The 12707-nt window shown below is 47.9% G+C and carries 11 protein-coding genes; 7 read left to right on the top strand and 4 right to left on the bottom strand.

Annotated elements, in window-relative coordinates:
- Positions 1-385: 385 nt before the first annotated feature.
- The 3 genes from BUB67_RS02790 to BUB67_RS02780 all read right to left on the bottom strand — a co-directional run bounded on the left by BUB67_RS02790 (position 386) and on the right by BUB67_RS02780 (position 2984).
- Entirely contained in the window at positions 386-616 is a 231-nt protein-coding gene (locus BUB67_RS02790) for an SHOCT domain-containing protein (protein WP_073235404.1), read from the bottom strand.
- A gap of 218 nt (positions 617-834) precedes the next feature.
- Complete coding sequence (locus BUB67_RS02785; protein WP_073235399.1) at positions 835-2298, bottom strand: sensor histidine kinase; 1464 nt, start codon at positions 2296-2298, stop codon at positions 835-837.
- The gene (locus tag BUB67_RS02780) at positions 2295-2984 is read right to left on the bottom strand and encodes a response regulator transcription factor (RefSeq protein WP_073235394.1); all 690 of its coding nucleotides are present in this window, start codon (positions 2982-2984) and stop codon (positions 2295-2297) included. Before BUB67_RS02780 ends, BUB67_RS02785 begins: the two co-directional genes overlap by 4 nt.
- A 400-nt stretch (positions 2985-3384) precedes the next feature.
- Between BUB67_RS02780 and BUB67_RS02775 the strand changes: the two genes are divergently transcribed.
- A complete protein-coding gene (locus BUB67_RS02775; protein ID WP_073235390.1) occupies positions 3385-3789 on the top strand; it encodes a DUF2680 domain-containing protein in 405 nt (134 codons plus the stop codon).
- Between the two features lie 432 nt (positions 3790-4221).
- Here BUB67_RS02775 and BUB67_RS02770 read toward each other — a convergent pair whose 3' ends face one another.
- On the bottom strand, positions 4222-6528 hold the full coding sequence (locus tag BUB67_RS02770; RefSeq protein WP_073235386.1) for an S-layer homology domain-containing protein: 2307 nt from the start codon (positions 6526-6528) through the stop codon (positions 4222-4224).
- Positions 6529-6901: 373 nt separating this feature from the next.
- On the opposite strand from BUB67_RS02770, the gene BUB67_RS16785 reads away from it, so the two are divergent.
- The 6 genes from BUB67_RS16785 (at position 6902) to BUB67_RS02745 (ending at position 12683) form a co-directional block, all read left to right on the top strand.
- The gene (locus BUB67_RS16785; RefSeq protein ID WP_238456924.1) at positions 6902-7315 is read left to right on the top strand and encodes a response regulator transcription factor; all 414 of its coding nucleotides are present in this window, start codon (positions 6902-6904) and stop codon (positions 7313-7315) included.
- 7 nt (positions 7316-7322) lie between these two features.
- The gene (locus tag BUB67_RS16780) at positions 7323-7580 is read left to right on the top strand and encodes a winged helix-turn-helix domain-containing protein (protein WP_238456923.1); all 258 of its coding nucleotides are present in this window, start codon (positions 7323-7325) and stop codon (positions 7578-7580) included.
- A gap of 283 nt (positions 7581-7863) precedes the next feature.
- Positions 7864-8505 carry a hypothetical protein gene (locus BUB67_RS02760; protein ID WP_073235384.1) on the top strand — a complete coding sequence of 214 codons (642 nt, stop codon included), beginning with the start codon at positions 7864-7866 and terminating at the stop codon, positions 8503-8505.
- A 122-nt stretch (positions 8506-8627) separates the two neighbouring features.
- Positions 8628-9584: an NAD(P)-dependent oxidoreductase gene (locus BUB67_RS02755; RefSeq protein WP_073235381.1), complete on the top strand. Its 957-nt coding sequence runs from the start codon at positions 8628-8630 to the stop codon at positions 9582-9584.
- 161 nt (positions 9585-9745) lie between these two features.
- Positions 9746-10705, top strand: coding sequence for an aminopeptidase (locus BUB67_RS02750; RefSeq protein ID WP_073235378.1), 960 nt, complete (start codon positions 9746-9748; stop codon positions 10703-10705).
- A gap of 19 nt (positions 10706-10724) precedes the next feature.
- Positions 10725-12683 carry an OPT family oligopeptide transporter gene (locus BUB67_RS02745; RefSeq protein WP_073235375.1) on the top strand — a complete coding sequence of 653 codons (1959 nt, stop codon included), beginning with the start codon at positions 10725-10727 and terminating at the stop codon, positions 12681-12683.
- The last annotated feature ends 24 nt before the right edge of the window (positions 12684-12707 follow it).

Raw genomic sequence — 12707 nt, 5'->3', positions numbered from 1 at the left:
TTCCCTACAGCAGATTCAGAGCGGTATGGCTTAACGTAAAGGGTTTGTACAAAAGCGTACCATTGTTAGGTGCGCTTTTGTCTCACTTCAAGAAAATATATCTGGCCATATTTATCAGTGCTAAGGAATGAAGCACTGAGTCATAGGTAATTTTTATTGTCTCTTTTTTCCATTAGATATATTCGTTATAATTTTTTATCTCAAAGCAAAGTATTGATAACATATCGAAATACAATAATCAAATGACTGAGGAACTTAAAAACTGGTTGATGAGTTTAACTAAACCAAAAGCCAGGCAGCAATAAACCCTTGCTCCTGGCTTTTGGTTTTTTATACTTTAACACCATTGTCAAAAAACTGTGGTTTACGCCACAGGCCCTAAGCCCTAAGTGATTTGGCCCCTTATTCTTTGAAAATCGTCCAGAGAAATTTCCCCTTTGGCCAGCCGGGTTTTTAAAATCTCCTGCGGTGCTGTGCCGCCGGTTTTTCTTCCAGTGGCCCGTTCTCCTATAGCCAACAGAGCCCATATCACCAGAATCACCGGTAATGCCATACCTAAAATCATGACAAGGGACCAGAGAAAACCTGTAATGCCACCTGCAAACGTCATCATCATAGTGTTCACTCCTTTGTTGTAGGTTGATTGATTTCTTAATCATAGAATAACAAAGAAGTTTAACAAAGCCATAACAACAGTTTCACATTTTTGTAACAAGTTCGATATGTAAAAATGTATATGATGCCTGGTATGGTGGAAGCTTCAGAAGGTTAAAAAAGAACAGGAATAGTCAAAATACAGGCATAGACCCGGGAAATGTCCCGGGTCTGTTGTTGTTATTCCACGCCTAAGTGGTTAACCGGCAGCACGATGTTAAAGGTGGTTCCTTCGTTTGGCTTACTTTCTACATTTATCTGTCCCCCGTGGCCCTCCACAATTCTCTTGACGATAGCTAGCCCCAAACCGGTGCCGCCCTGTACCCGTGTGCGAGACTTGTCCCCTTTGTAAAATCTCTCCCAGATCATGGGCAGATCCTCCGGTGCAATGCCCTCACCTGTGTCGCTGATGCGCAGGTGCACCTGATTAGCTTTAGTGGTCACACAGACGGAGATTTTGCCTCCAGCGGGAGTATGTCGGATGGCATTGTCGATTAAGTTTATCAACACCCTTTCAATGCGGTCGCTGTTGCAGGTGACCAAAGGTAGCTTCTTTTCTATGTTGATTTCCAAGTGAAGACCTTTTTCGACAGTTAGTTGAGTGAGCTTTCGCTGTACCCGGTCTATAATCTCCCGCAAGTCACAGGGTTCCTGGTCAAAATCAAAGTGTCCCTCTTCCATGCGCTTTAAATCCAGCACCTCATTGACCAGCCGCTTAAGGCGGTTGATTTCGTCTAAAATGTTCTGTAGATATTCATCTCGCTCCTTTTCGGTCTTAACCAGCCCATCGATCAAGGTTTCGGTGAATCCCTGCATAACCGCCAGGGGGGTTTTGATTTCGTGGGCCACGTTGGTGACAAACTCCCGGCGGATTTGTTCCTGTTGTTCCAGTTGGCTGATTTTTTCCTGCAGCCGGGAGGCCAAGGTATTGAGGGAGTTGGCCAGCAGACCTATTTCATCGTTGGTCTGGATGTTCACCCGCTGCTGATAATTGCCGCTGGCCATTGCCAGGGCCGCTTTGTTCATTTTCACCAGGGGTTTAGAAATAAACCGGGAGAAAATCAAACTTAACAGGGCGGCCAGGGCAATGCCCCCGGCGGCGGTGTAGATGGTCAGCATCTGCAATCGTTTCAGCTCGTCTGCCAGGGGTTCAAGGGGGGCATGGATAATGACCGCCCGGTAAATATTATCATGGTCCTTAAAGGGAATGCCCACCGACAACACGTCGGTTTTAAAGAAAGGGTTATTGCCCTTGAGTACCACCGCTTGGCCTTGGTACAGTTTTTGTAGATCCCCCATGTTCAAGGGGCCGTGGTGGGGATTACTCATATCCATCGGCATATCCTTGGTGCTAATGCCCATACCCTGGCAGCTCATAACAATACCCATCTCATTTAAAATCATCACGTTGGCGTTATACAACCCGGCAATCAGGGCTACCTTGTTGTCCAGGGCGACAGGATCCTCTTCGGAACGGGCGATGTCCGCCACCTTATTGCCCAGGTTTTTCAGTTGCTTGGCCTGTTGTTCATAGTACAGCCCTTCCATAAAGCTGGTCTGGGCCGCCCCGGCTATACCGATCACCACCAGCACCAAAATGGTCATGATGACCCATAGTTTGGTGACAATGTTGTTTAGCTTCATGCTTCCACCTCAAATTTATACCCCACGCCCCAGACGGTTTTAATGAAGTTGCCGGCACCGGCGGCCCGCAGCTTGTCCCGCAGCCGGTTGACGTGGGTGTCAACGGTCCTCACATCCCCGTAGTAGTCAAAACCCCAGACCTCCTCCAAAAGCTGCTCCCGGCTGTAGGCTCGCCCGGTGGACTTGGCTAACAGTGCCAGGAGTTCAAACTCCTTGGGAGTCAGGGTGACAGGCTTATCCTTAACCAGCACCTCCCGGCTGATTAAATCCATACACAGGCCGGGGAATTTTAATAGATGCCCCTCTTTTTTCTCTTCGCTGCCCACCCGTCGCATGACCGCCTTAATCCGGGCCACCAGCTCCCGTGGGCTAAAGGGCTTGCCCATATAGTCATCGGCTCCGAACTCCAAGCCTAAAATGCGGTCCACCTCTTCGTTCTTAGCTGTCAGCATGATGATGGGCACCTTGGATACCTTGCGGATTTCCTGGCACACGGTGACACCGTCTATTTTGGGCATCATGACGTCCAGCACGATTAAATCCCAGGACTCGGCTCTAAACTTCCGCAGGGCTTCCTCGCCATCCACCGCTTCCCCCACATGGTATCCTTCATTGGTTAAATAAATGCCAATAACCTGACGAATTTTATCTTCATCATCCACAACCAGCACACGAAACTGGCGCATGAATATCCCTCCTTTAAGATATGCCTCCCCTGCAGAGACAAGGGTTGGCTACTATCTATAGTAAAGCTAACAACAAACCCTTGTCAAAGCATTCAAAGGATTATCACAAAAATGTTAAACTTACGAGAAAAATTAGTAACACTTGCTTGTTATGATGGTTTAGTAAAATATAAACAAAATGTGATATTGATGAAACAGTTTTGTAAAATGTCTTTGCTATAGTAATAACTGTAAAGAACAACACCCCGACGGGAGGTGAACCAAATGTTTACCAAACACTGGATGCTCCCCGCAGTGGCCCACTGCAAGGGTGGTTGCTGAAAGATGGTCCTGGGCAGGATGGTAAACTGTCCCTTCCAAGCATTATCGAAAAAATATATTTAATTTGGAGGAATGAAGAATGAAACGTAAACTAATTGCCGGTATTGTAACTGTAGCCCTTGGTGCCCTGATGGTTCCCGCAGCCTTTGCTGCTATAGACAACAACCAGCCTGATAATGCTACCAACACCGTAAACAACTCCAAGAACCAGCAATTCTTTAACCAAATGTTTGACCAGCACAAAACCTGGCTGGACAAGGCCGTAAAGGACGGCAAGATTACCGAAGAACAGGCTAAAACCTGGAACCAACACTTTGAGCAAATGAAGGACTTCCACAGCAAAAACGGTATGGGCCCCATGATGAACGGTGGCATGATGAACATGATGGGTAATGGTTCCGGTATGGGTCCCGGCATGATGGGCAACGGCACCGGCATGGGCCCTGGTATGATAGGTAACTTCAACACCCCCACCAGCAATTAACAGTACTTTCATATAACTTCATACTTGAATCCCCAACAACCCCACCGTTGTTAAGAAGAGCACGAACTACCCGTAGGGCGTTTGTGCTCTTCTTTTGGTTGTCCTGGTCTGATCCAATCGAGTAGGAGGGGGTGATTAACCCCCGTCCTCTCACACCACCGTACGTACCGTTCGGTATACGGCGGTTCATGTTGTGCAACGAAGTTCGTTGTATCTTTCGACTAAACTTCTAAGTCCTTGTTCTCGCCAGAAGGTGAGTCCGAGGGTTTTTGCCGCCGACTTCCTTCAGATTCCACCTCGCGATGGACACCCTTGTCTTAAGCTACGGCTACTGCTACCTTCACCGTTCGGGACTTTCACCCTATAGATAACGCCCATGCCGGGCGCACGAAAAAAGAGACTGAAAAACCAGTCTCTTTTTTCTATCTTGTCTTATAAATTTAGTTTAGCACTTTCCGTAATATCCAACAATCTAGCAAGCATTACCGTTGCTTCAGCCCTTGTGGCTTGTTTGCCAGGAGCAAATTTAACCTTTTGTTCAGAGATTATCCCTTTGACAATTCCCAAAGCACTGGCAGTTGCAACACTCTGCCTGGCCCAAGGAGAGATGGAACCGGCATCAGTAAACAACCCCAGAGAAGCATCATTTTGACCTATGCTGATCCCCTCATTTTCCAGTGCATTGGCAATCATGGCTGCCATTTGCTCCCTGGTAACGTACTGGTTGGGCTTGAAGGAACCGTCATGGTAACCCCGGACAATTCCTGCCTGGAACGCCTTGGCAATACTTTCGTAATGCCAGTCTTTTTCCGTAACATCACTGAATGTAATTGTCGCCTTCTCGTTGAGTCCCAGCAACCTCGACAACAGGGTGGCTAACTCGGCTCTTGTAATGTTGGCATCCGGTCTAAAGGAGTGGTCTTGATACCCGCCTATGATCCCCCGGGCAGCCATTCTTTCAATATCTTTTTGGCCCCAGTGCCCTGTTACATCAGAGAAATTCTTCTCCGGTTTGCTGAGAACAGCGTATTTACTAAAGTGTGGTGTGCTGAAAGTAAGTACCTGACCGTTCGTATTATGAATAGCGTGCATCGGCTCCCATTTAGATTCACTTTCATTATAATAGAAGACATCCAACCGGTGGTGGGTACCATCCAACCACAAGTCAGATTTTACCGGCAGGGATACTCTTACTGATTGTTTTAGAGGATTCTTTTCGGTATTCCCATCACTCTTGATTTCCATATTGATTTCAAAAACCTTACCAATCAATTGGTAGTCAGTTTGGCTAACCAATTCCACTGCCTTACCATCAGCCAGTTCCTCTACTTTGAATTCCAACTTGGCGTTCTCGGGAAAGTCTATGGCAGCCGGGTTCAGAACGACCTTTACATCCTGAACTGATATAATAAGTTCCTTACCGGTTTCTATCAACTGTTTATACTGGTCTCCAGTGAGGACTAAACTCTTTTGCCCCACCGGCGCAACCAGTGTTACAGTTCCCTGGGAAAGATTAATAGCCTCTTTTATTTCCCGGTCGGTAAAGGTAGTTTTCGTCACGTCAGTATTGGTCCCGGAATTTGCAGAGTCTGATGAACTGCTACTCCCCCCGGAACTGCCGCCCGAAGAACGCCTGGCAATACTTAAGTTCAATGTTTGACTAAAGGTATGTCCTAAGAAATCTGTGACGGTAACTTCAAAGGAATAGTCGCCGCTATTGGCAGGGGTACCGGAAATAACTCCTGTCACTGTGTCCAGCGTTAAGCCTTCCGGTAAGGTCCCACCGGTTATGGCCCATGTCAAGGGCTCTTTCCCGCCGGTTGCCTGCAGTTCTGTTGAATAAGCTGCACCTTCGGTACCAGTTGACAGTGAGGTGGTTACTATTTCCAGCTTTAAAACCATCTCGATGGGGTCAAGAATAACGTCATCATCTCCTACTTCAATGACCTCTGGAGCAGTATAGTCTTCATACCCCTCTGCCATCACGGTCATACGATAAAAGCCAGGTACCACCTTATGGGTAAACTCCGTTATATCCCCGTTGGATATCACCTTAAGAGGCATGACCATTACATCTTTATTCTCCGGTTTCAGATAGACAGATGCAGTAACCCCTTCTGGCAAACCTAAAATGGTTCCGGTTACCCGTACCACGTGTATATCCTCAACTGTCATATCACCAGCCACCTGAACAGGTTTCATCATAGCAGTGGCACCGTTTATTAACATGCACAGGGTGTATTCACCTGTAGGAACATCCGAAATGCTAAACGCTGTTTGTCCTATCTCAAGATCCTGTGAAACAACTGTTTTCCCGGTGCATTTAGACAGCATGATCTTCACGGTATCTTCCTCTGAGATCCCGTAAACAGCACCGCTGACAGTATAAGCTTCAATTTCCTCTTCATCAACGGCCTCAGTAACCGGTTCTTCTGTTGTCTCCACGTTTGCCCCCTCTTCCACGCTTGAGGTATCATCAGACGGGGTGCCATTGTCTTGGCTGGAGTCGATGCTATCTAAGTTTTCATCTTGATAGACTGCTTCCTCTACCGATGGGTCTGAGGTGTTTGCTGAACCAGCTTCAGTGCTGACGTCACTTTGCTCTGTCTGAGGAGTCTGTCCGGGATCTTCCGCCAGGGCTGGTTGAGCACTACTAAATGAGAAAATGTTTAACAACAAAAGCAACGTCATAACAATGGAACCGGACCTAATATATGACCGGAAACCACTTTTGTACACAAGCCTTCCTCCTTTTATTTTATTTTCAAAGAGCTGGATACATACAATACTTTCTTTGCTACCCCCCCTTGACCTAGTTAAATCTGTCATCTTGACCAATTCTAACATGCGATTTTTACAAATCTTTTTCAAAGCTATGACATTTCTGTGATATTTAGGTCTGCAGAGAAAAATTAAACCAAATGATAAAGCAACAACAAAAAAACCTTTTGACCCAAATGATTTTGTATTTTCATTGAGATACCCCACCTAAAGCGATGCTCTTTTTACGAAATATTTAACGAAGTAGGTTCATCTAGGTGAATTCTCTTGTATCCAACCTCAAAAGGGTAGTTCATTTTGCCATAAAAAAATGACAGAAGGGATTATCCACATGGATAGAAAAAGCATCCTCTTGGCTGACGATGAGTCCGATATTAGAGAGGTCGTTACAAAATACTTAAATCGTGAAGGATTCTCTGTGGAGCAAGCTGTGGATGGTGCGGAAGCACTGGCACTTTTTTATAGGAAAAATTGGGATCTCGTTATTCTGGATATCAGGATACCTAACACTGACGGTATTAAAGTCTGTCAAGAAATTCGAAAGATATCACAAGTTCCAGTGGTTATGCTTACCGACTTGAATAATGAAACAAATCGTATTCAAGGCCTTGAAATCGGTGCAGACGATTGTGTTGGTAAACCTTTCAGCCCAAGGGAATTGGTTGCCAGGATTAAGGCCATTCTTCGTCGTTCAACAGCAGCACGTTCCGCAAAAAAAAACAGAAATTCATTATCCGGGGGTTAGAATCAACTTGTTAACCAGAACGGTCACTGCCAACGGACAGGAAATCCACCTTACACCTAAGGAGTTTGACCTGCTGGTTTTGATGTCCCAAAATGCCGGTCAGGTTTTTACCCGGGAATTTTTACTGGAAGAAGTCTGGGGCGTAGATTACTTCGGTAATCTACGAATTGTGGATACCCTAATTAAACGTTTGAGGGAAAAATTCAAATCCCTGAATATTCCCTCTGATATTAATACTGTTTGGGGAGTGGGGTATAACGAATGATATATAAAATCCTTCCTTACGACGGGAGGATTTGTTTTTTTGATCTAAGGTTTGGTGTTGCACCTGGTTTTTAACAAAAATGAAAATATTACATAAATGTCTTAATTTTGTAAAAGGTTTGTGAAAATTGATTGGTACAATTCATTACAAGAGCTGGATATAAAAGCCGGAACTAAGTTTATCGCGAAAAGGAGTGGTGATTATGGTCAATCTCCCTTAGACAAACCTCATAAAACAGCTAGAATCTTGCAAGTAAACATAATTCAAAAAAGGAGTGTTTTTGATGAAAAAATTAAGAACTGGTATTATAACTCTCACAGTAGCTAGCAGTCTTTTGGTAGGAGGAGCATTTGCCAGCGCAGCTCCAATGGAAGGAAAAGGGCCTAGCGACCATAGCAAAAAGCCTGGTAGTACCCAGGCCCAAAAAGGCAGTTCTGAAGCTAAAGAAGCCATGTCAAGCAAGAAAGCAGATATGACGGCCAAAAAAGAAGCTATGGCTAGCAAAAAAGAAGAAATGAAAGCTAAGAAAAAAGCTATGGCTGAAAAGAAAGAGCAGCATAAAAAACAGGTTGTCACTGACACTCTTCACGGGGTAGAAACAACTGAAGATGGGCAACAAGTACTGATGATAGGTACAGGCGATAATGCCGCAGAAATTTTACTGACTGAAAACACCATCATCCTGGTTAACGGAGAAAAGACCGATGCTTCTAGCCTGGTAGCAGGTGCTCCGTTAACTGTTATTAAAAACAAGGCCGGTGAGGCTTTCTTGGTAATACAATTGCTTCAACCAGCTAGTGAAAACCAGACAACCGAAGGAGATACCTCCCACGATGAGGGCACTACAACTCCTGATGATACAAACACAACCGATACCGAAAATGCGGATACCGTTTCAACCGTTGAAAGTGAACATACCCATTAATTCTAACTAATTAAAACTGTTGTAAAGGATAGGTTAACCACCTATCCTTTATAACATGACCTAGATGAATAGTGGTATAATGTCAATAAACTTCAAGTAAAATAAAGGGTCAGGAGGTCTCTATGCCAAACACTGTATTTCTTAATTTAGAAAGGCTGGATTTTGACCGTCGGCTGGATCTGTCACCCATCGAAAAACTTACCACGGTTACCAAATACGATGCCAGCACCGACCAGGAGATACCGGCCAGGGTGCAAAACCAGGATATCGTCATAACCAAAGAATTGCCGGTGGGCAGGGATTTGATTGCGCAGTTCCCTCCCTCGGTGAAACTCATCTGTGAAGCCGGTACCGGTTTTAACAACATCGATCTGGCCGCTGCCAGGGAAAAGAATATTACGGTCTGTAATGTGCCGGGCTACAGTACCGAAGCGGTGGCAGAGCTGGTCTTTGGTTTTATCTTAAACTTTGCCAGGTCCCTGTCCCAGCAGCAGTGGATGATTAAAGGGGGAGATTTCACTAACTTCGAGCAGGACATTCAAACCGCCAACTTTGAGGTGCAAAACAAAACCCTGGGCATTGTTTGCGGCGGTTCCATCGGGCAGCAGGTGATGAAACTGGCCCTGGCCTTTAACATGAATATCCTGGTTTACAATCGCACACCCAGGGACTGGGGCGATCCCAGAATACAATCGGTGTCCCTGGAGGAACTGCTGCGGCAAAGTGATTTTGTTTCCATCCACTGCCCCCTGAACGAAGACACCAAATACCTGATCAACCGGGAACGGTTACAGTTAATGAAGCCCACCGCCTACATTATTAACACTTCCAGGGGGCCGGTAATCAAAGAAGCTGATTTAATCGAAGCCCTGCAAAAGGGACGCATCGCCGGCGCTGCACTGGATGTACAGGAAAAGGAGCCACCGGATCAGGATAATCCCCTATTCAAAATGGATAATGTGCTACTAACCCCGCATATCGGGTGGAAGACCCTGGAATCCAGGCAAAGACTGATCAATCTCATGGCTAAGAATATTGAAGCTTTCCTCCAGGGTAAACCCATCAATGTTGTGAGTTAAACGAAAAGGCTTGCGTGGCAAATCTTTGCTGTCCAAAGAGTTGCCTAACGCAAGCCTTATCCTTTTTTCTTCATTTTGTCTTCACCTGACCAATGGCAGGAATACCGGGGGATAAATTTGCAAGTTGTTAGAAAAAATATCCCTCAAGGAGGGATAAACCATTGAGCAGTTTGGAATTTGGAGCAAGGGTTGCTTTAGAGGTTTGTCTTGGTGTGAAAAAAGGTGAAAAGGTACTGGTGGTTGCCGACGAGGGCACCAGAACTGTGGGGCGGTCCCTGTGGGAACAGGCGATTTCCCTGGGGGCGGAAGCCATGTTGCTGGAAATGCTGCCTCGATCTGTCAACGGCGAAGAACCCCCGGCAGCCGTGGCGGAGGCAATGAAACAGGTTGATGTGGTGGTGGCGGCCACCACGAAGTCCCTTTCTCATACCAGGGCGCGGCGGGAAGCCAACCGGTGCGGCGCTAGGGTGGCTTCTCTGCCTGGTATTACGGGGGAAATGCTGTCCCGCACCATGACGGCAGACTATCAAAAAATCAGTGACTTGAGCGCCCGCATAGCAGATTTGTTGAGCAGAGGGAATGAAGCACGCATTGTCACCCCCGCAGGTACGGATTTAACTATGTCCCTGCAGGGCAGGGCCGCTCATCCGGACACCGGTATGTTGCAGGGAAAGGGAATGTTCGGCAACCTGCCCGCCGGGGAGGCTTACATCGCCCCTGTTGAGGGAACTGCCAACGGTACCCTGGTTATTGACGGGGCGATGGCCGGTGTAGGAATGCTCAAGGGGGAAATTATACGAATTACGGTACAGGACGGTTATACTGTGGGGATTCAGGGGGGCCAGGGTGCCAAGGTCCTGGAAGACCTGCTGAAACCCCTGGGTAAAGAAGCCGGCAACATTGCAGAATTAGGCGTGGGCACCAACGACAAGGCCATCATTACAGGCAATGTCCTGGAGGATGAAAAGGTTCTGGGCACCGTTCACGTGGCCCTAGGCAACAGCATCAGCTTCGGAGGGACGGTAGATGTGCCCATTCATTTGGACGGTATCCTCTTAAAACCGACACTCATCGTAGACGGGCAGGAAATCTTAAAGGAAGGAAAAATGCTGATCTCATAACAAAAAGGTGGTGCGTATGATGGCCGATGCAACAAAGGCAAAGCAGGATGTCGTAGAAGAAAGCGGCATGCTGGAAGGGGCCTACGGGGGAATACCCGGAGACCGGTATGTCCCCTTTGTTTCCCCCGAAAGGTCTGTGGTGGAATTCACCGTCCGGGCGCTGGTAATCGGCGCCGTGCTTTCGGTTCTCTTTGGTGTCGCCAACACGTACCTGGGGCTGAAGGTGGGCTTGACAGTCAGCGCCTCCATCCCAGCCGCGGTGTTGGCCACAGGTCTCTATAAGTTGTTTTTCCGGAGCGGCAATATTTTGGAAAGAAATATTGTCCAGACAGTGGCTTCCTCCGGGGAAAGTATTGCCGGGGGTATTATCTTCACCATTCCCGCCCTTTTACTCTGGGGAATGGATATCAGCGTTCTCACCGTGGTCATTGTTTCCGCCCTAGGGGGCCTCATCGGGATCCTGTTCTTTGTACCCCTGAGAAGATATCTCACGGTGGAGGAACACGGCAACTTAATTTACCCTGAAGGGATGGCCTGTGCAGAGGTGCTGGTCTCCGGAGAAAAAGGCGGCGCCGGGGCCGGATTGGTCTTTACCGGCATCGCTGTGGGCGGTTTATACAAACTGTTCTCCGGGGGTTTGCTGGCCTGGAATGAAACCCCCGAATGGAAACTGCCCTTTCTTTCCAATGGACTCATCGGAGTAAATGCCCTGCCGTCCCTGTTGGGAGTAGGATTTATTGTGGGCTATGATGTGGGCAAATTCATGCTGGCCGGCGGTTTGGTGGCCTGGATGCTGGTCATTCCTTTAATCAGCTATTTCGGCCACGCGGTACCCAACCCCATTTTCCCCAGCACGGTACCCATTGCAGAGATGGACGCCTGGGGTATCTGGAGCAAATATGTCCGTTACATCGGCGCCGGCGCCGTGGCCGCCGGAGGCTTTATCTCTCTGGCCCGGTCCGCCCCCACCATTATCCGGTCCTTCCGGGCCGCTATGACCGGTCTTGCTCAGACCAGGGGCGGGGATACCGAAAGGCGGACAGAAAAGGATCTTTCTTTGGCAGTGGTCATCGGTGGGACCCTGCTGGTGGCGCTTCTCATTATTTTCCTGCCCCAGGTGCCGGGCGGCATCGTGGGCGCTCTGCTGGTTCTTATCTTTGGTTTTTTCTTTGCCGCAGTTTCCAGCCGTATCACCGGTATTGTCGGTGTCTCCAACAACCCGGTGTCCGGTATGACCATTGCTACCCTGCTGGTGGTCAGCGCCATTGTCAAGGGCCTGGGATGGTCCCCTGAAACCGGCATGGTGGTGGCCATCACACTGGGCTCCATCGTATGTGTGGCCATAGCGGTGGCCGGCGCTACGGCCCAAAACGGCAAAACCACCTTTATCCTGGGCGGCACGCCAAAGTATGTGCAGATCGGACAGTACGTCGGGGTCCTTGCCTGTGCTTATTTCGTAGGCGCCATCATCGTTATGCTGCACGGCGCTTATACAATGGGCTCCGCCGACTTACCCGCACCCCAGGCGACCCTGATGTCTATGGTGACAAAAGGCGTTATTACAGGAACCCTGCCCTGGGAGTTTGTTATCATGGGGCTGATTGTGGGGGTGGCCATTTTTGCCATGGGCCTGCCGGTGCTTCCCTTTGCCCTGGGATTTTACCTGCCCCTTCATTTAAGTATGGGCATTCTGGTGGGGGGCATTGTGCGCATCCTGATTGAAAGGGGCGTCGGAGCCAATGAGCTGAAGGACAAGGTTGAGCGGGGCGTCCTTATTTCTTCGGGCCTGATTGCAGGCGATGCTTTAGTTGGCATCGTGATCGCCTTCTTTGCCTACATCGAGTACAACATTGCCTTCCTCAAGGGTACCGCCCTGGCTGCCAGCAACTGGTTCGCTTTGGTGATGTTCCTTCTGGTGGCATGGTTTACCTACTGGTATACCAACCGGCAAGACGTGAGAAAAAATTTAAAGGTATAAAAAGAGTGAAGGGCCGGTTTTTAA

Source organism: Desulforamulus putei DSM 12395, from assembly GCF_900129195.1.
Lineage (GTDB): Bacteria > Bacillota > Desulfotomaculia > Desulfotomaculales > Desulfotomaculaceae > Desulfotomaculum > Desulfotomaculum putei.
Note: the sequence above shows the minus strand (reverse complement) of the source record. Positions and strands in the feature narration are given on the sequence as shown.

Coding starts and splice junctions, on each gene's coding strand:
- BUB67_RS02780 (WP_073235394.1), bottom strand. CDS start 2,984: ATGCGCCAGTTTCGTGTGCTGGTTGTGGATGATGAAGATAAAATTCGT.
- BUB67_RS02790 (WP_073235404.1), bottom strand. CDS start 616: ATGATGATGACGTTTGCAGGTGGCATTACAGGTTTTCTCTGGTCCCTT.
- BUB67_RS16785 (WP_238456924.1), top strand. CDS start 6,902: ATGGATAGAAAAAGCATCCTCTTGGCTGACGATGAGTCCGATATTAGA.
- BUB67_RS02775 (WP_073235390.1), top strand. CDS start 3,385: ATGAAACGTAAACTAATTGCCGGTATTGTAACTGTAGCCCTTGGTGCC.
- BUB67_RS02755 (WP_073235381.1), top strand. CDS start 8,628: ATGCCAAACACTGTATTTCTTAATTTAGAAAGGCTGGATTTTGACCGT.
- BUB67_RS02785 (WP_073235399.1), bottom strand. CDS start 2,298: ATGAAGCTAAACAACATTGTCACCAAACTATGGGTCATCATGACCATT.
- BUB67_RS02745 (WP_073235375.1), top strand. CDS start 10,725: ATGGCCGATGCAACAAAGGCAAAGCAGGATGTCGTAGAAGAAAGCGGC.
- BUB67_RS02760 (WP_073235384.1), top strand. CDS start 7,864: ATGAAAAAATTAAGAACTGGTATTATAACTCTCACAGTAGCTAGCAGT.